This window comes from Ensifer sp. 22521 (genome assembly GCF_052044795.1).
Classification (GTDB): Bacteria; Pseudomonadota; Alphaproteobacteria; order Rhizobiales; family Rhizobiaceae; genus Ensifer.
Genome location: NZ_JBQENM010000008.1, coordinates 175,644 through 199,993, shown reverse-complemented (window position 1 = coordinate 199,993; position 24,350 = coordinate 175,644). Strand labels below are relative to the sequence as shown.

The following is a 24,350-nucleotide window of genomic DNA, read 5'->3' as shown; positions in this document are numbered from 1 at the left end:
CATGGCTGATATTTCCTGGCTGAAGGCTCAACCGATCGCCCATCGCGGCTATCACGACATGAACAGAGACGTGTGGGAGAACACGCTCTCGGCTTTCTCCCGTGCCGTCGATGCCGGTTTCGCCATCGAGTGCGACCTGCAATACACCGCCGACAGCATCCCGGTCGTCTTCCATGATGACGACACCCAGCGTCTCTGCGGCATCAAGGGCGACGTGCGCGCGCGAACCGCCGGCGAGCTCGGCCTGATGGCGATCGGCGGAACGAAGGACAAGGTGCCGACGCTGACGCAGATGCTGCGCCTGGTCGCAGGCAAAGTACCGCTGGTCATCGAACTCAAGGGCCGCAAGGGCGACGACGAGGGCTTTGCCGCCGCTGTGCTGGAGACGCTCGAAGGCTACAAGGGACACGTCGCCCTGATGAGCTTCGATCACTGGCTGCTCAAGGACCTGAAGGCGCTCGATGCGCCCTACCCGCTCGGCCTCACTGCGGAAGGCGCCAATCCCGAGACGTTCTTCGTGCACGAGGAAGCCATGCAGCTCGGCCTCGACTTCATCTCCTACCATTACGGCCACCTGCCGAACTCGTTCATCACCAAGGAGCGGACGCTCGGCAAGACGATCATCACCTGGACCGTGCGCGACCGCCAGGCAGAGACCTACACCTTCGCTCACGCGGATCAGATGACCTTCGAGGGCTTCGACCCGCGGGAGGCCCTGGTTTCCTGATCTGATGTCAGACGCCGTCACCATCCGCATAGCCCAATCCTTCGCCGATGTGCCGGCAGCACGCTGGAATGTGCTTTCCGGTGCATCGAAGGTGCATCCCGGCGGCGTCTACAATCCCTTCCTCTCGCATGCCTATCTTTCGGCTCTTGAGGAATCCGGATCCGCAACTGCGAAAACAGGCTGGCTCGGCCAACACCTGCTTCTCGAAGGATCGGACGGCCATCTGCGCGGCGGTCTAGTCTGCTACTTGAAGAACCACAGCCAGGGCGAATATGTCTTCGACCATGGCTGGGCCGACGCTTTCGAGCGGGCCGGCGGGCGCTATTATCCGAAACTGCAAAGCTCCATTCCCTTCACGCCGGCCACCGGACCGAGACTGCTTACGGCGCCGGGTGAAAACCAGGGCGCAGTTCAGGATGCGCTTGCCGCAGGCATGAAGGAGCTCGCACGCAGACACGATGTCTCGTCGGCGCATGTCACCTTCGTGCCGGAAGCCGAAATGCCGGCGCTCGAGCGCGCCGGGTTCCTGCACCGCACCGACCAGCAGTTCCATTTCACCAACGAAGGCTACGGATCGCACGCCGATTTCCTGGAGACCTTGGCCTCGCGCAAGCGTAAGGCGCTCAAGAAGGAACGCAGGGCCGCGGTCGAAAACGGCATCTCGATCGACTGGCTGACCGGCAGCGACCTGACGGAAGCGATCTGGGACCAGTTCTTTGCCTTCTACATGGACACCGGCGGTCGCAAGTGGGGTCGTCCCTATCTGACGCGCGCCTTCTATTCGCTGATCGGCGAGCGCATGGCCGACGATATCCTGCTGGTGATGGCGCGCCGCAACGGCCGCTACATCGCCGGCGCGATCAACTTCATCGGCGGCGACGCGCTCTACGGCCGTCACTGGGGCTGCATCGAGGACCATCCGTTCCTGCATTTCGAGGTCTGCTATCACCAGGCGATCGATTTCGCGATCGCCAAGGGACTGAAGAGGGTCGAGGCCGGTGCCCAGGGTGAACACAAGCTCGCGCGCGGCTACATGCCCGTCACCACCCACTCCGCGCATTTCTTCATGCATTCAGGGCTCGCCCGCGCTGTCGCTGATTATCTCCAGCGCGAGCGTAGAGACGTGGAGGAAACGGGCGAAATTCTTGCAGAACACGGGCCTTTCCGCAAAGGTGAGCGGCAAGACGACTGAACGGCTTTCGGCCAAGGTCGGCCCGCGACAATTCACGAGGAAGAACAATGAGCTACGACGACAACAACATCTTCGCCAAGATCCTGCGCGGCGAAATTCCCTCGCACCGCGTCTACGAGGATGACGCGACGATCGCGTTCATGGATGTGATGCCGCAGGCCGAAGGCCACTTGCTCGTCGTACCGAAGGCACCCTCGCGCAACTTGCTCGATGCCGATGCAGCGACGCTGCCGGCGCTCATCGCTACCGTGCAGAAACTGGCGGTCGCGGCGAAAGAGGCCTTCGAGGCCGATGGCGTGACGGTCATGCAGTTCAACGAGACACCGGCCGGCCAATCGGTCTTCCACCTGCACTTCCATGTCATTCCGCGACGGGCCGGCGTGCCGCTGAAGCCGCATTCCGGTACGATCGAAGACGGCGCCGTGCTCGCGGCCAATGCCGAAAAGGTTCGGCAAGCGCTGTAGTCTCGCCTGCACTCGATAACCGACACTCCATGAACGGATTGAGCCGGCGCCCCGTCGGCTCTCGGCTCAGGCTTCGCCTAAAAACCCAGCCACCAGAGCCCCAATGCGAGCGCCGCGATGGCTGTCGCTATTCCGATCGCCGGCTTTCGTCCGAACAGAAAGAAAGCGACCGCCCCAAGTCCGACGGCCCCCACGCGCAGCCAGAGCGGGGATTGTTCGAGCACGCCTGTCGGATAAAGGATGAGCTTCGCGATGACCGCGGCGACCAGAGCGGTCGCGACCGCCCTCACCCAGTTCAGTGCCTCGGAATCGTCCCGCAGCTTGTTGCCGGCAACGACGCCGAGCCAGCGCCAGATGTCGGTCGCGAGCCAGCCGGCAATCGCGATGAAGGCATAGGCCCACCAACCATCCTGCCACGTCATACGCCCACCTCCTTGCGCTGGCGCCAGAGGCGCTCGACCAGCCAGGCGAGCGTGCCGCCGACTAGACCGGCGAGCAGGATGTCGAATTCCGGAAACAGCCAATAGAACAGCGGCCCGCCGACAAGTCCGAAGAGCAGCGCCACGTAGACGACGGGGTGGCGTGCCGAATGCCAGATCGACGCGAGGAAATAGACAGGTGTCAGGAAGAACAGGCAGCCCGCAACGATCGGCGGGAAGTCCGCGACGAAATGGTAGACGACGGCAACCAGCAGCATGTTCGCCGCAACGAGCGTGATGCCGAAGCCGGCAAAGAAGGCGACCCGCCGTTCACGCGGCACCTGCGGCACCTTCTCCATTGCGAACACCCAGGCGGTGATCGCGACGAAGTGCGAAAGGAAGAGCAGCAGCCAGGTCGGCGTTCGCGATGTGCGCAGTTCCGGGACGAGCGCCGCAACCATCGGCATCAGCCGGACGGAAGACAGCGAAACCGCGAGGAAAGCGGCCGCCAAGTTCGCGCCGCTCATCATCGAACTGACAAGAATGACCTTGGCCGGGAGCGCCCAGACCATGCCGACCATGAAGACGACCTGCTGCACTGGGATTCCAGCTTGCGCCGTCAGCGAACAGAAGCCGACGAAGGACAGCATCAGGATGAAGGCCGGCAGGCTGAAGATGCCGCGCATACCTCTCCCGAACCAGGCGAGCGATGATTGCTCGTCTTCTTCCCTATCCATTGGCAATTCCGGATTGTCTTTGATTTTCGATCACAATGATCTTGGGTCGAATCGACCCAAGATCATTGTGATCGAATATAAGTTATTGGAGCGGGATGCGGGCGAAAAACCGCGCACACTTTTCCTCATCCCGCTCTCAAGAAAACGGTGCCGGATGGTTTGCATCCGGCACCGTCGAACATTTCTTGCGAGGGCCTATTTCTTGCGTGGCACCTTCGGCACCGTGCGGCCCTTTCTCGGAGCCGCGTCGCCGGCCCCGGCTTCGCCATCGGACGATGCCTTGGCGGCTGCCTTCTTCGGCTTGGACTTCGGTGCGGGCTCGGCACCCACTTCTTCCTTGTCCTCGGCCTTCTTCTGCTTTGCCGCCTTCATCGCCGGGCGGGAAACCTCGGCCTTCGGCTTGATCGGCGTCGTTTCCGGAACCGCATCGAGCAGCAAGCCCTTGGTGCCATCGGCCTTGGTACCGATCGTCACCTTGACGACGCCGCCCTTCTTCAGCTTGCCGAAGAGGATCTCATCGGCGAGCGGCTTCTTGATGTTTTCCTGGATGACGCGGGCGAGCGGCCGGGCACCCATCTTCTCGTCATAGCCCTTCTCGGCGAGCCAGGCGATTGCCTCCGGCGCGAGGTCGAAGGTGACGTTGCGCTCGGCGAGCTGCGTTTCCAGCTGCATGACGAACTTCTGTACGACCTGGTGGATGACCGGGGTCGGCAGCGAAGCGAAGGGAATGACCGCGTCCAGACGGTTGCGGAATTCCGGCGTGAACAGGCGGTTCAGCGCCTCTTCGTCTTCACCCGTACGCTTGGAAGAACCGAAGCCGATGGCGGCCCGGGCCATTTCCGATGCGCCGGCATTGGTGGTCATGATCAGGATGACGTTGCGGAAGTCGATCTTCTTGCCGTTGTGATCCGTCAGCGAGCCATGATCCATGACCTGCAACAGGATGTTGAACAGGTCCGGATGCGCCTTCTCGATCTCGTCGAGCAGCAGCACGCAATGCGGATGCTGGTCGACGCCATCGGTCAACAGGCCGCCCTGGTCGAAGCCGACATAGCCGGGAGGTGCACCGAGCAGACGCGAAACCGTGTGCCGCTCCATGTATTCCGACATGTCGAAGCGCAGAAGCTCGACGCCGAGCGACGTCGCAAGCTGCTTGGCGACTTCCGTCTTGCCGACGCCGGTCGGGCCGGAGAAGACATAGCAGCCGATCGGCTTGTTCGGTTCCCGCAGGCCGGCACGCGCCAGCTTGATCGAAGACGCGAGCGCTTCGATCGCCAGGTCCTGGCCATAGACGACCGAGCGCAGTTCCTTTTCGAGGTTGGCGAGAACGGCCTCATCATCCTTCGAAACGGTCTTGGGCGGGATGCGCGCCATCGTCGCGATCGTCGCCTCGATCTCCTTTTCGGTGATCAGCTTGCGGCGCTTGCTTGCCGGCAGCAGCATCTGCGCAGCACCGGATTCGTCGATCACGTCGATCGCCTTGTCAGGCAGCTTGCGGTCGTTGATGTAACGGGCGGAAAGTTCAACCGCGGCCTTGATCGCCTCGTTCGAGTATTTCAGGTGGTGATATTCCTCGAAGTAAGGCTTCAGACCCTTCATGATCTCGATCGCGTCGGCGATCGTCGGCTCGTTCACGTCGATCTTCTGGAAGCGGCGAACCAGCGCCCGGTCCTTCTCGAAGAACTGGCGGTATTCCTTGTAGGTGGTCGAACCGATGCAGCGGATCGCGCCGGAGGAGAGCGCCGGCTTCAGGAGATTGGACGCATCCATGGCGCCACCGGAGGTGGCCCCAGCGCCGATGACGGTGTGGATCTCGTCAATGAAGAGCACGGCACCCGGATAGTCCTCAAGCTCCTTGACGACCTGCTTCAGGCGCTCTTCGAAATCGCCGCGATAGCGCGTGCCGGCGAGCAAGGTGCCCATATCCAGCGAGAAGATCGTCGCATCCTGTAGCGCTTCCGGTACCTTCTTTTCAATGATGCGCTTGGCAAGGCCTTCGGCGATCGCCGTCTTGCCGACGCCGGGGTCGCCGACATAGAGCGGATTGTTCTTCGAGCGGCGGCACAGCACCTGGATGGTGCGGTTCACCTCGGCGTGACGCCCGATCAACGGGTCGATCTTGCCGGACTTCGCCTTTTCATTGAGGTTGACGCAATAGGCCGTAAGCGCGTCCTGCTGCTTCTTGGCGCCAGTTTCCTCGGTGTCGCGCGAAGGCTTCTGCTCGGATTCGTGATCGTCGGCGCCGCGCACCGGCCGGGATTCGGAGGTGCCGGGCCGCTTGCCGATGCCGTGTGAAATGAAGTTGACGGCGTCGTAACGCGTCATCTCCTGCTCCTGCAGGAAATAGGCGGCATGGCTTTCGCGCTCGGCGAAGATGGCAACCAGCACGTTGGCGCCGGTGACTTCTTCACGGCCGGACGATTGGACATGGATGACCGCGCGCTGGATGACACGCTGGAAACCCGCCGTCGGCTTGGAATCTTCGTCGTAGCCGGTCACGAGATTGGAAAGCTCGTTGTCGACATAATCCGTCACGGTCTTGCGCAGCGTCTCGAGATTGACGTTGCAGGCGCCCATCACGGCCGCCGCGTCGGCATCATCGATCAATGCCAGAAGCAGATGCTCGAGCGTGGCGTATTCATGGTGGCGCTCGTTGGCAAAAGTCAGTGCCTGGTGTAGCGCCTTTTCGAGACTGGGCGAAAATGTTGGCACGTTAGTTCCTCATTTCTTTTCCATGACGCATTGCAACGGATGCTGATGCTGCCGGGCAAAATCCATCACCTGCGTCACCTTGGTTTCGGCGACCTCATAGGTGAAGACGCCGCACTCTCCCACGCCATGATTGTGGACATGAAGCATGATGCGGGTCGCCTCTTCCGGGTTCTTCTGAAAGAAGCGCTCCAGGATATGGATGACAAATTCCATCGGCGTGTAATCGTCATTCAAAAGCAGAACACGATACAAACTCGGCTTTTTGGTCTTCGGCTTGGTACGCGTGATGACGGACGTGCTGCGGTTGTTGCCGTTTCCCTCGTCATCGCTACCTTGCTGCATCCGGACCGGCATGGCGATCATTCTTGTCAGTTCCTTGTACAGCAGCGACCCCACTGAACTTGGCCGCAGCGTGCTTGCCCTTTATCTAATGGTTCGTTTTCAGATTTTAAGACCGAACCAACGCACTGCAATCATAATCGCACGACCGCGCGTAAGATTGATCAACTTTCTTCGGGCTGCGCACAGCTAATGCGAGAAACAAAAAGGCCGGTCGCAAGCGCTGCGACCGGCCTTTTTTGGAAAGTGGTTCTTTGCCTGACGATCAGGCGGCGGCAGCGGCGGCCTTGACTGCTGCCGTTGCCTTGGCAACCGGCGCTTCGTAGGGCTTGTAAGCGTCCTTGGCGAGATCAGCGTACATTTCGCCGATCTTCGTTGCCTCGGCGACGAAGCCTTCGTAGCTCGCCTTGATGAAATTGGTCTGCAGTTCGAAAACAGCTTCGACACTCTTGGTGCTCGACAGCTTCTCGACGTGCGCAACGCCATCTTCAAAGGACTTCTTGGAGTAGTCCGCAGCTTCAGTCGCGATAGCCTGGAGACCCTTGGTCCAAGCGGAATAGCTCTTTACAGCCACGTCAATGGCTTCTTTGCTCTTCTTGTTTGCATCGTCGAAGTTGAACATCGGGTGTCTCCTTAGTGACGGCCTGATCTGGAGGCTTCAGTTTATGTGCACTGCACAAAAAGTCAAGACGAGTGTGCGACGCAATAAAATACAACGGATGCAACAACTTGATGAAGAAATGCGCTCCCGCGAAAAAAAATTCTTACGATCGCGGTGAAGAACCAAGATGAGCGACGCGAGCAATTGCTCAGCGCGATGCATAAATCCCCATTAAAACAATAAACCCCGAAAATCTCAGGGGATTTTCGGGGTTTATTGTTTTCGGACGTCCTCGTCAGACTTAGAGGTCGATGTCGAGGATTGCCATGGAGAAATTGTAGGAAAGCTCGCCATCTTCCTCATCGCGGAAAACGACACCGAGGAACTCGTCACCGAGATAGACTTCAGCGGACTCGTCCTTCTTCGGGCGCGCCTTGACGACCATCTGCTGATTGAAGGTGCGCTTGAAATAGGCTTCAAGCTTGCGGATTTCTTCGGGCTTCAAAACACGTCTCCGTAGCCGTTTATCTGTGCGGCGCTTCTCGCACGCTGCATCGCCGGGTGTAAACCCCTCGAAAGAGGCTTACGCACCGGTTCCCGTATGTTCAGATATCGAAGCTGCTCAGGATCTGGTCCATCTGACGCGATGGCTCGGAGCAACCGGCCTCGCCCACCACCTTCGCCGGCACGCCTGCGACCGTCGTTTTCGGCGGCACCGGCTTCAACACGACCGAGCCGGCGGCGATGCGCGAGCAATGGCCGATATGGATATTGCCAAGGATCTTGGCGCCGGCGCCGATCAGGACGCCATCAGCGATCTTCGGATGACGGTCGCTGCCCTCCTTGCCCGTGCCACCGAGCGTCACGCCGTGCAGGATAGAGACGTTGTCTCCGATCACCGCCGTCTCGCCGACGACAAGGCCGGTGGCGTGATCAAGGAAGATGCCGCGCCCGATGCGGGCGGCCGGATTGATGTCCGTCTGGAAGACGCTCGACGCTCGGCTCTGCAGATAGAACGCGAAATCCTTGCGGCCGCGCTTCAGCAGCCAATGGGCCAGGCGGTGCGTCTGGATGGCATGGAAGCCCTTGAAGTAGAGTACCGGCTCGATGAAACGGGTGCAGGCGGGATCGCGGTCATAAACGGCCTGGATGTCGACACGCAGAATGGTGCCCCATTCCGGCCAATCCTCCAGCATCTCCGAGAAGGTCTGTCGCAAGAGGTTTGCCTGAAGATCGGGATGATCGAGCCTTTCGCAGATGCGATAGATCACGCTTTCTTCGAGCGAGTGCTGATTGACCACCGTCGAATAGAGGAAGGCCGCAAGCATCGGGTCCTGCTCGGCTGCCACGCGGGCTTCCTCACGCAGGCTGTTCCAGATCGGGTCCATCACCTTCAAAGCTTCCGTCTGGCGAAGTTCGGTCTTGGCGACCATCGTCGCTCTCCTTCCTGTCCGTCCTACAGTCACTATAGGGGAAATCCGGTATGACTTAAATGGCTCGGCCTCAGTTCCACCCTCGGTCGAGCAGCTCAGAAGCGGGCAAGCTTGCGGTGCTTCCCGCGTTCCGTCTTGTTCGGCAGTCTAGGCGCGCGCCACTTCCTCGAGGAATTCGAGCACGGCCTTCTTGAAAACCCGGTCACCCACGGCGAGCATATGATCCCTGCCCGGAATATCAAGCGCACGCGCGTTGGGCATCAACTCCGCCAGCTCCTGCGGTGAGCCGGCAATGTCGTCCTTGGTCCCGACACCGATCAGGGTCGGCACGTCGATGCGCCCCATGTCCTCAGCCGTCAGCAGATCGCGAGACGTCGAGATGCAGGCCGCAAGCGCCTGCCTGTCGCTTTTGGTCTGGTCGGCAAAGGCGCGGAACATGCGGCCGCGTGCATGGGTCACGACATCCAGAGACGGCGCCGACAAGGCATCGGCAATCGGGTCCCAATCCCCTACCCCCGTCACCATGCCGATGCCGAGCCCGCCAAAGACCAGCGAACGGACGCGGTGGGGATGGGCGAGTGCCATGAAGGCCGAGATGCGTGCGCCCATCGAGTAGCCCATCACATGTGCTTCGGCGATGCCGAGATGACCCAAAAGCGCTACGGCGTCGCCCGCCATCTGCTGCGGATGATAAAGCGCTGGATCGTAGGGTTTACTGCTCTTGCCATGCCCGCGGTTGTCGAGCGCGATCACACGGTAGCCGGCATCGCCCAGCGTCTTCAGCCACCCCGGGAAAACCCAGTTGACGTTGGCGCTCGAGGCAAACCCATGAATGAGGAGAATGGGCGCGCCGGCTGGATCACCTTCGTCAAAGAAGGCGATCTCCAGGCCTTCATGGGTAAAGCGGGAAAACGGCGGCGGATTGAGATCCATCTTTATCATCCTGGGAGGTATCGATCCGGCGCAACCTAGTTCGTCGCTCTGGCGAGTGAAACCCCGCCCCGGCAAAAACCACAGCTGCGGCGTGTTTGCCGCTACACTTTTGCAGCAAAGCTCACTATGGTGCCGCCAACTTTAGAGACTTGCATTCATCGGAGCATGACATGGCCGGCCACAGCATCCCGCACTTCCAGAACGACGGCGGACATCAGGCAATCGAAATCGGCGTCAAGGAATTCATGTGCACCGGCGCGTCCATTCCGTACGATCACCCGCACATCTTCATCGATATGGGCGACGACAACGAGAAGGTCTGCTCCTACTGCTCCACGCTCTATCGCTACAATCCGAAGCTGAAGGCGACGGAAACCAACCCGCCCGGCTGCCTCTTCGCCCACAAAGCCGCCTGATAAGCCACGATGTCGCGCCCTGTCGCGATCATCGGCGCCGGTATCGGCGGACTCACGGCCGCCTTGTGCCTCGCCCGCCGAGGCTTCGAAGTCGACATCATCGAACGGGCAACGGCGCTGACCGAGGTCGGCGCCGGCCTGCAATTGTCGCCGAACGCCTCACGCATCCTCATAGAGCTCGGCCTGCTTGCGGAACTCGAAGCCTACTGGACCGAGCCCGAGCGCATCGGCCTGGTTGACGGCGTATCCTTAAACCCTCTTGCCAGCGTATCGGCCGGCGCTTTCGCGCGTCGCCGCTGGCACGCGCCGTATGCCGTCATGCACCGCGCGAGCCTGCAGAAAGTCCTGCTTGCCGCCGTGGAGGCAGAACCGCGCTGCCGCCTGCAACTCGGCTGCCATATCGACAACCCTGATGAGCAGACCATCATAACACTGACGGGGCGCCGCCCGGACATCATCGTCGGCGCCGACGGCATCTGGTCGCGGTTGCGCAACGGCGTCCCCGGGGCCGGTCGTGTACGGTTTTCAGGCAACGTCGCCTGGCGCATGACGCTCGCCCGCGACACGGCCGCCGGCCTTCTCAAGCCGAACCAGGTCACGGCGTTCCTCGGCCCTCGCGCCCATCTCGTCGCCTACCCGTTGCGGGAAGTCGACGGTTTCAATCTCGTCGCGATCATCGAGGGAAAGGAGACCGACGCCGTCTGGGTCGGCAAGGATTCGGACAAGCGCCGCCAGGACTGCCTGAATGCTTTCTCCGGCTGGAACGCGGGCATCCGCTCGCTGCTCGAGAAGGCTGCCGCCCCCACCTACTGGCCATTGTGCACAGTCGACGACGGGGCCTGGCAAGACGGGCGAAAGACCGTACTGATCGGCGATGCGGCCCATGCGATGACGCCCTTCGCCGCGCAGGGCGCGGCCATGGCGATTGAGGACGCCTTCGAGCTTTCCGACTGCCTGGCCACCGGCATCGATATCCCGAAGGCGCTGGCTGCATTCGAAGCGAGGCGTCGACCACGCATCGCGCGGGTCCGGCGCCGCGCGGCGTTCAATCATTTTGCCTACCACGCCCGTGGGCCGCTGCGCCTCGGCCGCGACATCGTCCTGAAACTCAAGGGACCGGATGCGCTCGCTGCCGACCTTGATTGGCTCTACGGCTACGGCGCCCAGCGCTGACTGCGGACAGGCGAGTGGGCAACACGCAGATTCCATAGTCGGTGGTGACGAGGCGCCGCGAATGAATGCGGCGCCTCAAGCCGTCAAACGGCGTTGGCCGCGGCCAATCCCGCTTCGATGTCGCGGCGGATATCCGGCACATCCTCAAGCCCGATCTGCAGGCGGATGACCGGACCTTCTGTCGGCGCCAGCGCCACCTTGCGGTCCGACAGGCTGACATGGAGTGCCAAGCTCTCGAAGCCGCCCCAGGAATAGCCGAGCCCGAACAGTTTCAGCGCGTCGAGGAAGGCGTGCGCCTTGGCCTTGAACCGATCGGCGCTTTCCGCTTTTAGGACGAAGGAGAAGATGCCGCTTGCGCCGGCGAAATCGCGTTTCCAGAGTTCGTGTCCCGGGAAGCTCGGCAGTGCCGGATGCAGGACACGGGCGACCTCATCCCGCCCTTCCAGCCACTGGGCCAGGGCAAGTGCGCTCTCCTGGTGCCGCTCGAGGCGAATGCCCATCGTCCTCAGGCCACGCAGGATCTGGTAGCTGTCGTCGGGCGAAACGCAGACACCGAGGGTCACCATCGCCTCGGTCAAGGCCGGCCAGTGGGCGGCGTTCGCCGACACCGTACCCAGGAGAACATCCGAATGACCGGACGGATACTTGGTGGACGCATGGATCGACACATCGACGCCGTGATCGAGCGGCCTGAAGTAAACCGGCGTCGCCCAGGTGTTGTCCATGGTGACGACGCAGCCGTGGCGACGGGCAACGTCGGCGATGGCGCGAATGTCCTGCATTTCGAACGTATTCGAACCCGGCGCTTCGGTATGCACCAGGCGCGTGTTCGGTCGGATCAGGTTTTCGATTCCGGCACCGATCATCGGATCGTAGTATTCGACGGTGACGCCAAGACGCTTCAGCATGGTGTCGCAGAAGTGGCGCGTCGGGAAATAAACCGAATCGACGATCAGCGCGTGATCGCCCGCCGAGAGATAGGTAAGGAACGGCACCGTTACGGCAGCCAGGCCCGAGGGTACAAGAATCGTCCCGGCGGAACCTTCAAGTTCGTTGATCGCGTCGCAAAGCGCATCCGTGGTCGGCGTTCCGCGCGTCCCGTAGGTGTACTTCTGCGCGCGCGTTTCCATCGCCTTCGCATTCGGAAACAACACGGTGGACGCATGTACCACGGGCGGGTTGACGAAGCCGAAATAGTCGGAGGGATTGTTGCCGCTATGAGCGAGACGGGTGTTGATGCCCGCCTTGCCATTCACATTGCCGCTGTCTGCCATTGCATGTTCCGCTTCTGATTTCGAAAGAGAAACTCTTCGAATGAGCCACAACCGCGGTCAAGTGGCAAAAATCATGGAGCGTCGTTTTGGCCGTCATCGGCCGGTATTTGGCGATTTTTCGCCCAGGGCCCGCCCATTGCCCCCAAAAACTGCCTAACTTTCTGGCTTGTTTCGGGTTTTTCACATGCAAAACCAGAAAATCGGCGGCCTCTCTTGACCCTCATGGAATTTGAGCATGAGATAGCCTGTACTCGCGCCAGGAGGGTGGCGGAGGCTGCACGCGCCAGGAGAGGCGCTGGTGCAGACGGGAACTAACGACAACAGAAAAAGGTTCTAAAAATGGCAAAAAGAATTCTGACAGCTCTCGTTGGCGCCGCTGTCATGGGGATTGGCACACAGGCGGCTTCGGGCGCTACCCTTGATGACGTGAAGGCCAAGGGCTTTGTCCAGTGCGGCGTGAACACCGGTCTCGCCGGCTTCGCGGCACCGGATGCCTCGGGCAACTGGAGCGGTTTCGACGTCGACTACTGCAAGGCAATCGCCGCCGCGATCTTCGCGGATGCCAGCAAGGTGAAGTTCACGCCCACTTCGGCCAAGGAACGCTTCCCGGCGCTGCAGTCCGGCGAGGTCGATGTCCTCGCGCGTAACACCACCTGGACGATCAACCGCGACACCGCGCTCGGCTTCAACTTCCGCCCGGTCAACTACTATGACGGCCAGGGCTTCATGGTTCGCAAGAGCCTGAACGTCAAGTCGGCTCTCGAGCTTTCGGGCGCAGCCGTCTGCGTGCAGACCGGTACCACCACCGAACTCAACCTTGCCGACTACTTCAAGTCCAACAACCTGCAGTACAATCCGGTCGTCTTCGAAAAGCTCGAAGAAGTGAACGCCGCCTATGACGCCGGTCGTTGCGACGTCTACACCACCGACCAGTCGGGCCTCTATTCGCTGCGTCTGACGCTGTCGAAGCCCGACGATCACATGATCCTGCCGGAAATCATCTCGAAGGAACCCCTCGGCCCGGCCGTGCGCCAGGGTGACGACCAGTGGTTCGATATCGTCAGCTGGGTTCATTATGCGCTGATCCAGGCCGAAGATTTCGGCATCACCCAGGCCAACGTCGAAGAAATGAAGAAGTCCGCCAACCCGGACGTTCAGCGCTTCCTCGGCGTCGAAGCTGACAGCAAGATCGGCACCGACCTTGGCCTGACCAACGAATGGGCCGTGAACATCATCAAGGCCGTCGGCAACTACGGCGAAGTCTTTGACCGTAACATCGGCGCTGGCAGCCCGCTCAAGATCGAGCGCGGCCTCAACGCCCTGTGGAACAAGGGCGGCATCCAGTACGCCCCGCCGGTCCGCTAAGCGATTAGCCAAGACTGGGGAAGCGGGTCACCGCTTCCCCATCCAACGATAAAAACACCCAAAGGGTGACAAAGGGGAAAGAGGCATTGCATGGCGATTGGCGTCACAACTACGCCTGAAAAAAGCAAACCGTCGGGGTCGATCATCTACGACCCGCAAGTGCGCGGGATCTTCTATCAGGTACTCACCCTCGTCGTTCTCGCGGCCTTCGTCTATTGGATCGCCGACAATACGATCGAGAACCTCAAACGAGCGAATATTGCTTCCGGTTACGGCTTCCTGAATGGGCGCGCCGGTTTCGACGTTGGACAGTCGCTGATCGCCTTTACCAGCGATTCGACCTATCAGCGCGCGCTTGTCGTTGGTCTGCTCAACACGCTGCTGGTCGCTGTCTGCGGTATTTTCACCGCCACCATCATCGGCTTTGCGGTCGGCATCGGACGGCTGTCGCACAACTGGCTAATTGCCAAGCTGTCGCTCGCCTATGTCGAGATCTTCCGCAACATCCCGCCGCTGCTCGTCATCTTCTTCTGGTACAGCGGCGTTCTGGCGATCCTGCCGCAGCCACGTGAATCTGCGGCACTGCCGCTCAACATGTTCCTCAACAACCGCGGTCTCGCCTTTCCCAAACCGATCTTTGAAGACGGCTCGATGTACACGGTTCTTGCCTTCTTCATCGCGATCGTCGCCAGCTTCTTCGTGGCGCGGTATGCGCGCAAGAAGCAGGAAGCCACCGGACAGCGCTTCCCGGTTCTTTGGACGGCTCTCGGCCTGATCATCGGCTTGCCACTCTTGACGTTCCTCGCCACGGGATCGCCGATCACCTTCGACGTTCCCGTTGCCGGCAAGTTCAACCTCACCGGCGGCTCGGTCATCGGGCCGGAATTCTTGTCGCTGTTCCTGGCGCTCTCGTTCTATACCGCGGCCTTCATCGCCGAGATCGTGCGCGCCGGTATTCGCGGTGTTTCCAAGGGGCAGACGGAGGCCGCGCACGCGCTCGGCATTCGCCCGGGTCTGACGACGCGCCTCGTGGTTGTTCCGCAGGCGCTGAGGATCATCATTCCGCCGCTCACCAGCCAGTATCTGAACCTGACCAAGAACTCCTCGCTCGCCGTCGCCATCGGCTACGCCGATCTCGTGGCCGTCGGCGGCACGATCCTCAACCAGACGGGGCAGTCGATCGAGATCGTTACGATCTGGATCGTCGTATACCTGTCGCTGAGCCTCGCGACGTCGCTGTTCATGAACTGGTTCAATGCCCGAATGGCCCTGGTGGAGAGATAAGACCATGACCACACCCCAGGCAACTTTCGTCCGCGCCTCGATGATCGAGGCTTCCGCACCGCCGATCGCAGAAGGCGGCGTCGTCCACTGGCTGCGCGAGAACCTTTTCGCCACGCCGAAGGATACGGTGCTTACCATCATCGGCGCACTTGCGCTCGCGTGGTTCCTGCCGCCGGCAATCCAATGGCTGTTCCTTGACGCCGCCTGGACCGGTGGAGGCCGTGGCGTCTGCGCCACGGTTGCACAGGGCGGTAGCCAGCCGGAAGGCTGGAGCGGCGCGTGCTGGGCCTTCGTCAACGCGAAGCTCGACCAGTTCGTCTACGGCCGCTATCCGCTCGATGAACGCTGGAGACCGACGCTGGTCGGCATCCTCTTCATTCTTTTCCTCGTGCCGATGGCGATACCGAAGGTCCCTTACAAGGGCATCAACGCCATCCTGCTTTTCGCCGTTCTGCCGCTCATCTCCTTGATCCTGCTTCCGGGCGGTTGGTTTGGGCTGACTTTCGTCGAGACGCCGCTTTGGGGCGGCCTGATGGTGACGCTCATTCTCTCTTTCGTCGGCATCGCCGTGTCATTGCCGCTCGGCATCCTGCTAGCACTTGGCCGGCGATCACACATGCCCGTGATCAAGATGCTCTGCACCGCTTTCATCGAGCTGGTGCGCGGCATTCCGCTGATCACCGTGCTGTTCATGGCGAGCGTCATGCTGCCCCTGTTCCTGCCGCAGGGCGTCACCTTCGACAAATTCCTGCGCGCACTGATCGGCGTGTCGTTCTTTGCCTCGGCCTACATGGCCGAAGTGGTGCGCGGCGGTCTGCAGGCCATTCCGAAGGGGCAGTATGAAGGCGCAGATTCGCTCGGCCTCAGCTTCTGGCAGAAGATGAACCTCATCGTGCTGCCGCAGGCGCTGAAGCTTGTGATTCCCGGCATCGTCAACACCTTCATCGGTCTCTTCAAGGATACGTCGCTGGTGTCGATTATCGGCATGTTCGACCTGCTCGGCATCGTTCGCTTCAACTTCACCGACGCCAACTGGGCCTCTTCGGTCACGCCGATCTCGGGCCTTATTTTCGCTGGCTTCATATTCTGGCTTTTCTGCTTCAGTATGTCGCGCTATTCAGGCTTCATGGAACGCGTTCTCGACACGGCCCATAAACGATAAAATGAGGGGAGGATCGCATGGCAAACGCAGCCACTGCTTCCAAAATGACTGTTTCCGCAACGGATGTCGCGGTTGAAATCACTGGAATGAACAAGTGGTACGGGGACTTCCACGTCCTTCGTGACATCAACCTGAAGGTTATGAAAGGCGAGCGCATCGTCATTGCCGGCCCGTCGGGCTCCGGCAAGTCGACGATGATCCGCTGCATCAATCGCCTCGAAGAGCACCAGAAGGGCAAGATCGTCGTTGACGGCATCGAGCTGACCAACGACCTCAAGAAGATCGACGAAGTGCGCCGCGAAGTCGGCATGGTGTTCCAGCACTTCAACCTCTTCCCGCACCTGACGATCCTCGAAAACTGCACGCTTGCGCCGATCTGGGTGCGCAAGATGCCGAAGAAGCAGGCGGAAGAAATCGCGATGCACTTCCTGAAGCGCGTCAAGATTCCCGAACAGGCGAACAAATATCCGGGCCAGCTCTCTGGCGGTCAGCAGCAGCGCGTGGCGATCGCCCGCTCGCTGTGCATGAATCCGAAGATAATGCTGTTCGACGAGCCGACTTCGGCGCTCGACCCGGAAATGATCAAGGAAGTGCTCGACACGATGGTCGGCCTCGCCGAGGAAGGCATGACCATGCTCTGCGTGACCCACGAAATGGGCTTTGCCCGCCAGGTCGCCAACCGCGTGATTTTCATGGACCAGGGCCAGATCGTCGAGCAGAACTCGCCGGCCGAGTTCTTCGACAATCCGCAGCACGAGCGCACCAAGCTCTTCCTCAGCCAGATCCTGCACTAGGATCGGCAGACGCCTTCACAAGGAAGCCCGTCTCATCGAGGCGGGCTTTTTCTATTCGGATTGCTCGGTCCTATTCAACGCGATAGCGCAAAGTGCCGACGGACCAGTGAATACCGCGGCGGTCGAGGTCGCCAGTCCAGGTCTTCTGCAATCGTGCAACGACTTCGCTTAAGGTTTCCCGCGCGTCCAGCTCGATCTTCAACCCGCGCGCTTTCGGAGCGACGTCAGCCAGATCGATGGCATCGCTGACCACGAGTGCAACGAAGGCACTCTCGCCCTCGCCTGACGCTTCGAAATCGAAGCCATAATAGTCGTCAGGTAATGTCAGAGGCACGTCTGGCGCAAGCGCCGTGATCTTCTGCGCGAACTCGTTCGGGAAGAGCTGCGTCGCCTTGCCCTGGCTGTTCACGTCGAAGAGCAGCAGGTCGCCGCCGGTCCGGCTGGTGACTGTCAGCTTAAAAACGTCGCCGGCCTTCATGGTCGTGGGTCGGTCTATGACGAGTTTCACTTCGCCGGTCTCGGTCTTGCCGAGGATGTCACCGACCGCGTTGACCGCATCGGAGTCCTGATAGGTCGTCGGCGTCCCACTTGGAGCGCTGGATTGCTGGTAAGTCCCCTGCCCGTTGCCACCCGCACCGAGCTTTTCGGGTGCGCTTGCACTCTCGCCAAGCGTCTGCGCCTTGCTTTCCAATTGCGGGTCGAGATTGCCGCATTTTTCCTGCGAGGAGCAGTAAGCGGTCGACTGCACCTTTACGAATTCGAGCAGTTCGGCATTGCTCGTCAAGCCGTTGCCGTTGGCGTCCGCCGCATTGCCGGTCTGGCCAGCGACGAAAGCCGCGGTGAACACGCCGTGCCGATCTTCGACGGGAAGCCGCACATCGTCCCAGGCCACCTGGTATGGAGCGGCCGCGCTCCAGGCGGTCACGCCCGATTCCACCAGCTTCGGCTTATCGACGACGGCAAGATCGATCCTGAGGCCGCGGGTCAATGCCTGCTCAACCGGCTTGGCATGCGGGCGCGGCAGGAAACGAGCGCCCTCGATGCCCGACGAGACGTCGGCGGAAAGCGAACGAGAGATCGTGCCTGAATGGCAGGCATCAATCACCATCGTCACCGCCCGCCCCTGCAGCCGTTCCAGGATCCGGTCGATCTCATCGTCGAGGATCGCGCCTTGCCAGTCCGTTTCACCGGAGACGATATCGACGGGCGCCAGCGCCTCGTCCAGTCCATCCTGCTCGTCGCCATCTGCATCCGTCACCTGAAGGCCGTGACCGGAAAAGTAGATGTAGACGCGATCGCCGGGTCCGGTTGCTTCGACCAGCCACGTGTTCATGGCCGAGAGTATCCCTGATCGCGTCGCCTGCTCCTCCTTCAAAATGCGGATCGAGGACGGGTCGAAACCAAGTTTTCCCGTCAGCAGGCCCTGCATTGCCACGAGATCGTTCTTCGGACCTTTGAGTGCGAATTTTGGCGACAGGCTCGGGTAGCTGCCGACACCGATGAGCAAGGCCCGGTCGCCGGCCACGGCCGGAGCCGCAAGCAAGGCGAGCCATGCCACCACAGAAAGCGCCGCGGTACACCACGACTTGCCACGCGCGCTCATTGGCCCCGGTCCCTCGTGTAAAGCGGTTGGATGGCGATGGTGCTTTCGCTGCCTTCCAACCGTGTTTCAAGGAGGCGCAGAAGCGCTGCGGCATCGAGCTTCGAGTTGGAGAAGGCCGCCGCAATGGCGTCGATCGGCGCATTCGTCGAGATGGCGACCAGGTGATCGGCGCCGAAGGGTTTCACCACCTCCAGGCCCTGAAGCTGAAACGCGTGGCTGCCGGTACCGGCAATCTGCGCATCGAGAAGCTGTGCTTCGCCGGTATTCGCCAGATTGAAAACCAGCATGTTGGCGTAGTCGCCCTGCGCCGCCTTGAAATTCAGCCTGTCGCCTGCCGCGTAGATGTCTTTCAACGGCGTGAGCGAAACGCTGCCGGGGCTCTGCGTCGCCAGGACCTTCAGGAAATCGAGCAGGATAAACTTGTCGACGGCGCCCTGGAGCAGGTCCGACGCGATATGTTCTCCGGCGACATCGCCGTTCGGCGTGTAGAACACCCCGGTGGCAGCATCCCAGCGGTAGGGCACACCATTGCCGCCGAGATTGTTGAGCGGCGGCGCCGTACCGGTGACGCTGAGCGCCAGTTTCCCCGTCCAGCCCATTTCACGCGGCGACTTCAATTTCGCTCCGGCGTCGCCTGTCGCGCCCGCGCCGATGGTCGCGCTTCGCGGCAGGGACAGGACAATCTCCTTGTCGGAGCGCGGCACTTGCGGCGTGAAGTTCGGCATCTGCAGCGCTTCCGACTGAAGTTTGACGTTGGAGAAGACATAGTCCTCGAGCTCGATGCGCGAGATCCGGCCATCGCCGTCGCGATCCGCAGCCCCCTCTATGGCGCGGGCAAAGCTCCAGCTCAGGGCCCCGCGCGGCTCTCCACCGATCACCACTTCCGGCGTCGGCTGGCTTTCGAGCGACGCGGCCAGGATCGTCACGCGAGACAGTTCCGCTTCCTTCACCTTCGCACCCTTGAGCGCCTCTTCGGACGGCGGCGGCACCTTCGCACGCACGATCGGCGCAAGCCGCGTTTTACCGGAAATGGAACGGTTCATGCCGCCGGAAAAGCAACTGTCGGAAAGGAACAGAACCTGAATACCTTTGGCCTCCGCTTCCGCGAACCAGGCGTTCAGCTCGTTGTCGACAATGATCTCCTTGCTGGTTTCTTCCTCGCGGCTCCTGTCGAAGCCGGGCAGTTCCAGGAACTCGTCCAGACCGTCTTCTTCGCTGCCCGCAATCAACTCCGGCATCTGCGCGCCGTGCCCGGCATAGGTGAAGACGATCGTATCGCCGCGGGCTGCACCGGCGACCAGTTCGGTCCAGGCGGAGCGGATGGCGTCCTTCGTCGCCTGCTCATTGATGAACTGCCGTATCGTGTCGACCTTGGCCGCCTTTAGCGCCTGCGCGACATCGCGTGCATCCTTCACTGCGCCGTCGAGGCTCACTTCATGCGGATAGGCATCCACCCCGACGACCAGCGCCGACGTCGCCGCGAGGACGGGGGGCACGGGCAGGACGAACAGCACCGTCGAAAGCAGGATTCTGTGCAACACAACTAGTTCCCCACGTCCACTTCCACCCGCCGGTCGAGCTGGTGCAGCATCGCCTCGTCGTAGGCGCTCGGGTCATCCGGCTTGAACGGCTCTTCCTCGCCCTTGCCGACGGCTGTCCAGGTACCCGGATATCCGGCATCCACAAGGTAATGCGCCAAGGCCTCGGCGCGGGCGATCGACAATGCCTTGTTCGCCTCGGTCGTGCCAACCGGATCGGTATGACCAATCAGCGTGATTGCCGGCGGTTTCGCCGACTTCAGGCATTCGAAAAGATCCTTTGCCGACTGCAATCCCTCGGGCGTGAACTCGGCTGTTCCGAAGACGTAGCGCACCGGGATGGCCTTCTTCTTGATCGAGACGCCGCGATAGGAGAACTTGCAGGCGCCGCGCGCGGCGAGCTTGACGGGCTTGGTTGCCGCAAGCCGCATCTCCGAGGCCAGCCTGTCCAGCCGCAGGATGTAGTCCTTGTCCGGGGCCATCCAATCGGGCGTCAGTTCTTCGTTCGCGGTATCCTCGATCGCCTGTTGATAATAGGTCGCCGCCGCCTCATAGTCCCGGCGCTCCCGGCTGATGTCGCCGAGCGCATCGAGGATCTGCCACGGGCCGCCGGCGTCTCTGCTCGCTGTCGTCAGATCGCCTTCGAAGCTTTCGAGCTTGGCGCCCTGCCCCACGGCAGCCGCGACACGGTTGAAGGTTACCAGCGCCACGACGCGACGCGTCAGCGCGATCTCGGTTGGCGAGCATCCCGCCGCTCTCTCCGGAGCAGCGGCAGCGCGTGCGGCGGCCTCAGCGCCGCTGTTCAGCGCTTCGGACGCCTGGCGAAGACCATCGCAGGCCATCGCGGGCGCGGCGACTGGCAGCACCATTGCCGACGCGAGAATAAGAGACCGGATCACCTTTGCCATTGTTCGCTCGTCAGTTCCTGATCTCGAAGGTCACCATCTGAACACTGCTGGCCCCAGCATCGCCCTGGGCCTGTTTGGCCAGGTTGATTGCCAGCCCCCTTGTCGGTGGCAACCTCGACCTCGCGACGTAGTCCCGCGCCTTCTCCACGGTGAGCCTCTGATCGCCAAGCCCGCCGACACGGCAGAAGGCCAACATCGACTCGGATGGCGCGGGGGTGTCGAACGTCAGCGTGCCCGTCCCCGGCTGCGGGATAAGGCGCCGTTCGCCCGGCTGCAGGGTGATGTTGCCGATCATCACATCCGGGACGACCTCGACATTGCCATTCTCCTCGACATAGAGGATCTGCAGCTCGCAGGCTTGGTTGGCGCTAAGCTCGAAAGAAAGCTGATCGCCGACTTTCGCCGTCGTCGACTTCACGTTGAGCGCGAGCGCGAGCTTGTTGCCAGCCGCCGCATCCTCCTTGCGATAGGCAGGCACGGCAGCCACGATCGATTGCGGCTTGGCGTCCACCGGTTGCTCGGAACCGGCAACGACGATCGCTGCGGTATCCAGCGGACGACGCTGCAGCAACGGCTCCAGCAGCAAGGCATATTGCTGCTCGACCTCGTTGCGCGGGATCGTTCCGCCTGCTTCAAGCGTCGTCACCCAATCGAGCCCCAGGCGCAAAACATCCGTATTCGTCACGCGCTTGATCGCATCGGAGAATTGCTTCGGCGTCATGTCGAACTCGGCCGCCAAACCGTCAAAATCGAGCTCGTCTTCGTATTTGTCCGCGAAGTAGGTGATGATCTCTGCATCGCCTGGCGCGTGCTTGCTCTGGAGACCGCCATCCGGCGTCGGCTCGGTGACACCCAGCGCCTTCAGCGCATTGACGAAACGCTCGCGGTCGTTCCGATAGGCCTCGTCCAATTCCTCCTGCTTCACATACATGGCGAGCAGCACGTCCTGCTGGTCCTTGCTGAACAGCGTCGACGTCTCGATATGTTCACGCAACTGATCGCGCTTCGACAGAATGCCGTCGGCGTGGCAATCGACGCAGGATCGTGCATTGATGATCTCGACGCCCTTGCCGATCGGCCGCTTGCGGAACGATACGATCGTCGTCGGTCCGACATCGAGTTGCTTGCCCGCCGCATTCGAAAGGTAATAGCCCTGCAGTCCGTTCGGAAGCGAGAAGATCATCTCACCACCGTCGTGCTCAAAAGGCAGCAGCCCCGCGTCGAGGGGAGCGAGTTCCTTCGGCCCGTGCGGGAAGCGCTTCAGCACCTGCTTGCCCAGGTCGCCACCGAAGTCATAGGATTTCCAGTAGTAACCACCAAAGGGCATGTCGTGCCGTTCCAGCATGCGATTGTGGTCGGACACTCCGGATGAGCCGTCGGCGAAACCGGCGCGCAGGACGTTGCGCTGGCGAATGTTGTCGGCCACGTCGATCTTGAAGCGCTTTTCGAGTTCGCTGATCTCGGTCGGTAGCCGCATCAGCCGGTTGTAGATCTCCGGCCGGGCGCCATTGCTCATGAACCAGTCGATCCTCATGATCGGCAATTGCGTCGCCGTCTCCTTGGAAAGTGCGGCCAGCGACGCATCGCTCTCAGGGTCGACACCGTAGAAATAGCGCTTGATCAGGAAGTCGTAGTCCGCGGTTTCCCATTGCAGCTCGCGCAAATCGACACGCACGAGCAACCCGTTGGTGCCATCGACTTCGGTCGGCAGGACCAGTTTCGGACCGTAGGAGAGTGAATTCAGCAGTTTCTTGAAGCCGCCGGCGAGCACGTCCATGCGCTTCATGAAGGTCTCGTCGTCCTCGCAGCCCATCATGCCGTTATATTGGTCGCGGTAGGAGAAATAGCGCATGAACGGACGGTCGAGTTCGTTGACCTTGTCGATGTCCTTCAGCGCCGCCTCGACGAACTGGCCATAGCTCTGCATCGGGCGGGAACGGTCGGGCTTGGCCGCCGCCGTTTGCGGCAGGCTCTTCTCACTGAGAGAATTGATCCAGTCCTCCAACACCTTGATCTCTTCGGCCGAGGGCCGCTTGCCGAGGGGCATGCGGCCGCTAACGACGGTCGTATAGAGGCGTGACTTCGCCGCGTCGCCCGGCGCCACGAAATTGGCATCCGCGCCGATCGAAGCGAGGTCGCCGGCGGGGTAGCTCCCCTGCGAACTTTCGCCCGGCCCGTGGCAGTTGCGGCAGTATTTGCCGATGAAGGCATCCGCCTGCTGTGCCAGAGCCGCATTGTCGCCACCGAGCGCTTCCGCTGCCGTGTTTTCTTTGCAGACGGCGGTCACAGATTGCGCCACCGGCGCCGGCGCCTTCACCTCGCGGTCGGAGAGGAAGGCGTAGATCGCCCGGCGGTCTTCCTCCGTCAGAACGCTCAGGCCCTTGGCGATGCGCCGCATCACGGGATCGCTGACCGGCGCGCCCGAGAGTTTCTTGCCTTCGTCGATCAGGCCCCTGGTGAACACATCGGGCGAAGCAAGCCCCGCCATCTTCGCCTTGCTGATATCCGGGGCGACCGCACCCGTCAGATCCTTTTCACCCTGGTAGGCGCGCTCCAGATCGAGCCCGTAGGTGGTGGTGCGCGGGGTGTGACAATCACCGCAGCCGCCGACGTTCTCGACAAGGTAGCGGCCGCGCTCGGCTTGCGTCTCCTCCCGCGGCTGATAGCCCGGCACCGTGAAGTGACTGCGCTTCCACAGCGTGATCGTCGTCTGACGACTGAAGGGGAAGGCGATCTCGTGTTCCTTCGAGGCGGCGTCAGACCGCGGCAGTGTCTCGATATAGGCCTTGATATCGAGCGCATCCTCCGGCTTCATCCCGCCATAGGATGTATAGGGCATGACCGGATAGAGATTGTTGCCCTCCCGGTCGAGACCGACCAGCACCGCGTTCAGAAACTGGGCGTTGGTCCAGCCGCCGATGCCGTTGGCGTGGGGCGAAATGTTCGGCGCATAGAATGTGCCGATCGCCGTGTTCATCTCCATGCCGCCGGAAAGCAATTCGGTATTGTCGCCGGATCCGTGGCAGGCGCCGCAGCCCGCGGCATTGAACACGTATTTGCCATTGTCGACATTGGCCTTGTAGGTCGAAAACGCGTCGTCGGCGAAGGCGTCGCGCGCTTCGGCAAGGGCGGGACAGAGCAAGACGGCGGCGGCCAACGCCGCCAACGAGAATGCCAGTGGTCCCCGGCCGAGGCCGGCTCTTGGCGAAGCACTCTCTCCTTTTGCCTGCAGACCGCGCATGAAAGCCTCTCCCTAAAACAATAGAATCGCTACTG

Annotated in this window: 22 protein-coding genes; 9 read left to right on the top strand and 13 right to left on the bottom strand. The window is 61.4% G+C overall.

The genetic code is table 11. The features are described 5' to 3' along the window. The first annotated feature begins 1 nt into the window (after position 1). From ACTJKE_RS14310 to ACTJKE_RS14300, 3 genes are read left to right on the top strand one after another with little or no spacing between them, the layout of a single operon-like run. Complete coding sequence (locus ACTJKE_RS14310; RefSeq protein WP_057255752.1) at positions 2-727, top strand: glycerophosphodiester phosphodiesterase; 726 nt, start codon at positions 2-4, stop codon at positions 725-727. A 4-nt stretch (positions 728-731) separates the two neighbouring features. Beyond that, positions 732-1,919, top strand: a complete 1,188-nt coding sequence (locus ACTJKE_RS14305) for a GNAT family N-acetyltransferase (protein WP_057255750.1) — start codon at positions 732-734, stop codon at positions 1,917-1,919. A 47-nt stretch (positions 1,920-1,966) separates the two neighbouring features. Then, positions 1,967-2,383, top strand: a complete 417-nt coding sequence (locus tag ACTJKE_RS14300; RefSeq protein WP_057255748.1) for an HIT family protein — start codon at positions 1,967-1,969, stop codon at positions 2,381-2,383. 77 nt (positions 2,384-2,460) lie between these two features. Here the strand turns inward: ACTJKE_RS14300 and ACTJKE_RS14295 are convergent, their stop codons facing one another. From ACTJKE_RS14295 to ACTJKE_RS14260, 8 genes are all read right to left on the bottom strand, one after another. Next, on the bottom strand, positions 2,461-2,805 hold the full coding sequence (locus ACTJKE_RS14295) for an AzlD domain-containing protein (RefSeq protein ID WP_057255746.1): 345 nt from the start codon (positions 2,803-2,805) through the stop codon (positions 2,461-2,463). Beyond that, positions 2,802-3,539: an AzlC family ABC transporter permease gene (locus ACTJKE_RS14290; RefSeq protein ID WP_112995902.1), complete on the bottom strand. Its 738-nt coding sequence runs from the start codon at positions 3,537-3,539 to the stop codon at positions 2,802-2,804. The genes ACTJKE_RS14295 and ACTJKE_RS14290 overlap by 4 nt, the downstream gene beginning before the upstream one ends. A gap of 195 nt (positions 3,540-3,734) precedes the next feature. Next, entirely contained in the window at positions 3,735-6,251 is a 2,517-nt protein-coding gene (gene clpA, locus ACTJKE_RS14285) for an ATP-dependent Clp protease ATP-binding subunit ClpA (protein ID WP_110878336.1), read from the bottom strand. Between the two features lie 9 nt (positions 6,252-6,260). Continuing rightward, positions 6,261-6,614 (bottom strand): ATP-dependent Clp protease adapter ClpS, encoded by a 354-nt coding sequence (gene clpS, locus ACTJKE_RS14280; RefSeq protein WP_043622145.1) that lies wholly within the window; start codon positions 6,612-6,614, stop codon positions 6,261-6,263. Between the two features lie 241 nt (positions 6,615-6,855). Beyond that, positions 6,856-7,212: a phasin family protein gene (locus tag ACTJKE_RS14275; RefSeq protein ID WP_057255742.1), complete on the bottom strand. Its 357-nt coding sequence runs from the start codon at positions 7,210-7,212 to the stop codon at positions 6,856-6,858. A gap of 280 nt (positions 7,213-7,492) precedes the next feature. Continuing rightward, on the bottom strand, positions 7,493-7,696 hold the full coding sequence (locus ACTJKE_RS14270) for a DUF3126 family protein (protein WP_034796738.1): 204 nt from the start codon (positions 7,694-7,696) through the stop codon (positions 7,493-7,495). 100 nt (positions 7,697-7,796) lie between these two features. Then, positions 7,797-8,624 (bottom strand): serine O-acetyltransferase, encoded by an 828-nt coding sequence (cysE, locus tag ACTJKE_RS14265; RefSeq protein ID WP_057255740.1) that lies wholly within the window; start codon positions 8,622-8,624, stop codon positions 7,797-7,799. 147 nt (positions 8,625-8,771) lie between these two features. Then, positions 8,772-9,557 carry an alpha/beta fold hydrolase gene (locus ACTJKE_RS14260; protein WP_057255738.1) on the bottom strand — a complete coding sequence of 262 codons (786 nt, stop codon included), beginning with the start codon at positions 9,555-9,557 and terminating at the stop codon, positions 8,772-8,774. Positions 9,558-9,727: 170 nt separating this feature from the next. On the opposite strand from ACTJKE_RS14260, the gene ACTJKE_RS14255 reads away from it, so the two are divergent. Then, the gene (locus tag ACTJKE_RS14255) at positions 9,728-9,973 is read left to right on the top strand and encodes a zinc-finger domain-containing protein (RefSeq protein WP_057255736.1); all 246 of its coding nucleotides are present in this window, start codon (positions 9,728-9,730) and stop codon (positions 9,971-9,973) included. 9 nt (positions 9,974-9,982) lie between these two features. Next, positions 9,983-11,146, top strand: coding sequence for an FAD-dependent monooxygenase (locus ACTJKE_RS14250; protein ID WP_112995903.1), 1,164 nt, complete (start codon positions 9,983-9,985; stop codon positions 11,144-11,146). Positions 11,147-11,229: 83 nt separating this feature from the next. Here the strand turns inward: ACTJKE_RS14250 and ACTJKE_RS14245 are convergent, their stop codons facing one another. After that, entirely contained in the window at positions 11,230-12,420 is a 1,191-nt protein-coding gene (locus tag ACTJKE_RS14245) for a cystathionine beta-lyase (protein WP_058326639.1), read from the bottom strand. Positions 12,421-12,759: 339 nt separating this feature from the next. Between ACTJKE_RS14245 and ACTJKE_RS14240 the strand changes: the two genes are divergently transcribed. From ACTJKE_RS14240 to ACTJKE_RS14225, 4 genes are all read left to right on the top strand, one after another. After that, complete coding sequence (locus ACTJKE_RS14240) at positions 12,760-13,785, top strand: amino acid ABC transporter substrate-binding protein (protein WP_057255724.1); 1,026 nt, start codon at positions 12,760-12,762, stop codon at positions 13,783-13,785. Positions 13,786-13,875: 90 nt separating this feature from the next. Beyond that, positions 13,876-15,069: an amino acid ABC transporter permease gene (locus ACTJKE_RS14235; RefSeq protein WP_057255722.1), complete on the top strand. Its 1,194-nt coding sequence runs from the start codon at positions 13,876-13,878 to the stop codon at positions 15,067-15,069. Positions 15,070-15,073: 4 nt separating this feature from the next. Continuing rightward, on the top strand, positions 15,074-16,231 hold the full coding sequence (locus tag ACTJKE_RS14230; protein ID WP_058326640.1) for an amino acid ABC transporter permease: 1,158 nt from the start codon (positions 15,074-15,076) through the stop codon (positions 16,229-16,231). A 17-nt stretch (positions 16,232-16,248) separates the two neighbouring features. Then, positions 16,249-17,025: an amino acid ABC transporter ATP-binding protein gene (locus ACTJKE_RS14225; RefSeq protein WP_057255718.1), complete on the top strand. Its 777-nt coding sequence runs from the start codon at positions 16,249-16,251 to the stop codon at positions 17,023-17,025. A gap of 70 nt (positions 17,026-17,095) precedes the next feature. Here ACTJKE_RS14225 and ACTJKE_RS14220 read toward each other — a convergent pair whose 3' ends face one another. Genes ACTJKE_RS14220 through ACTJKE_RS14205 form a run of 4 tightly spaced genes read right to left on the bottom strand, consistent with a single transcriptional unit; the run spans position 17,096 to position 24,315 of the window. After that, positions 17,096-18,628, bottom strand: coding sequence for a caspase family protein (locus ACTJKE_RS14220; protein WP_112995904.1), 1,533 nt, complete (start codon positions 18,626-18,628; stop codon positions 17,096-17,098). Beyond that, a complete protein-coding gene (locus ACTJKE_RS14215; protein WP_112995905.1) occupies positions 18,625-20,169 on the bottom strand; it encodes a caspase family protein in 1,545 nt (514 codons plus the stop codon). The genes ACTJKE_RS14220 and ACTJKE_RS14215 overlap by 4 nt, the downstream gene beginning before the upstream one ends. 2 nt (positions 20,170-20,171) lie before the next feature. Continuing rightward, a complete protein-coding gene (locus ACTJKE_RS14210; RefSeq protein WP_440636928.1) occupies positions 20,172-21,074 on the bottom strand; it encodes an OmpA family protein in 903 nt (300 codons plus the stop codon). A 10-nt stretch (positions 21,075-21,084) separates the two neighbouring features. Beyond that, positions 21,085-24,315, bottom strand: a complete 3,231-nt coding sequence (locus ACTJKE_RS14205; RefSeq protein ID WP_112995907.1) for a c-type cytochrome — start codon at positions 24,313-24,315, stop codon at positions 21,085-21,087. Positions 24,316-24,350 lie beyond the last annotated feature (35 nt).

Bases quoted from the DNA above. Each gene is read 5' to 3' on its own strand.
- ACTJKE_RS14300 (WP_057255748.1), top strand. From the start codon at position 1,967: ATGAGCTACGACGACAACAACATCTTCGCCAAGATCCTGCGCGGCGAA.
- ACTJKE_RS14245 (WP_058326639.1), bottom strand. From the start codon at position 12,420: ATGGCAGACAGCGGCAATGTGAATGGCAAGGCGGGCATCAACACCCGT.
- ACTJKE_RS14255 (WP_057255736.1), top strand. From the start codon at position 9,728: ATGGCCGGCCACAGCATCCCGCACTTCCAGAACGACGGCGGACATCAG.
- ACTJKE_RS14235 (WP_057255722.1), top strand. From the start codon at position 13,876: ATGGCGATTGGCGTCACAACTACGCCTGAAAAAAGCAAACCGTCGGGG.
- ACTJKE_RS14250 (WP_112995903.1), top strand. From the start codon at position 9,983: ATGTCGCGCCCTGTCGCGATCATCGGCGCCGGTATCGGCGGACTCACG.
- cysE (WP_057255740.1), bottom strand. From the start codon at position 8,624: ATGGTCGCCAAGACCGAACTTCGCCAGACGGAAGCTTTGAAGGTGATG.
- ACTJKE_RS14205 (WP_112995907.1), bottom strand. From the start codon at position 24,315: ATGCGCGGTCTGCAGGCAAAAGGAGAGAGTGCTTCGCCAAGAGCCGGC.
- ACTJKE_RS14220 (WP_112995904.1), bottom strand. From the start codon at position 18,628: ATGAGCGCGCGTGGCAAGTCGTGGTGTACCGCGGCGCTTTCTGTGGTG.
- ACTJKE_RS14230 (WP_058326640.1), top strand. From the start codon at position 15,074: ATGACCACACCCCAGGCAACTTTCGTCCGCGCCTCGATGATCGAGGCT.
- ACTJKE_RS14210 (WP_440636928.1), bottom strand. From the start codon at position 21,074: ATGGCAAAGGTGATCCGGTCTCTTATTCTCGCGTCGGCAATGGTGCTG.
- ACTJKE_RS14305 (WP_057255750.1), top strand. From the start codon at position 732: ATGTCAGACGCCGTCACCATCCGCATAGCCCAATCCTTCGCCGATGTG.
- ACTJKE_RS14290 (WP_112995902.1), bottom strand. From the start codon at position 3,539: ATGGATAGGGAAGAAGACGAGCAATCATCGCTCGCCTGGTTCGGGAGA.
- ACTJKE_RS14225 (WP_057255718.1), top strand. From the start codon at position 16,249: ATGGCAAACGCAGCCACTGCTTCCAAAATGACTGTTTCCGCAACGGAT.
- ACTJKE_RS14310 (WP_057255752.1), top strand. From the start codon at position 2: ATGGCTGATATTTCCTGGCTGAAGGCTCAACCGATCGCCCATCGCGGC.
- ACTJKE_RS14295 (WP_057255746.1), bottom strand. From the start codon at position 2,805: ATGACGTGGCAGGATGGTTGGTGGGCCTATGCCTTCATCGCGATTGCC.
- clpS (WP_043622145.1), bottom strand. From the start codon at position 6,614: ATGATCGCCATGCCGGTCCGGATGCAGCAAGGTAGCGATGACGAGGGA.
- ACTJKE_RS14260 (WP_057255738.1), bottom strand. From the start codon at position 9,557: ATGGATCTCAATCCGCCGCCGTTTTCCCGCTTTACCCATGAAGGCCTG.
- ACTJKE_RS14240 (WP_057255724.1), top strand. From the start codon at position 12,760: ATGGCAAAAAGAATTCTGACAGCTCTCGTTGGCGCCGCTGTCATGGGG.
- ACTJKE_RS14275 (WP_057255742.1), bottom strand. From the start codon at position 7,212: ATGTTCAACTTCGACGATGCAAACAAGAAGAGCAAAGAAGCCATTGAC.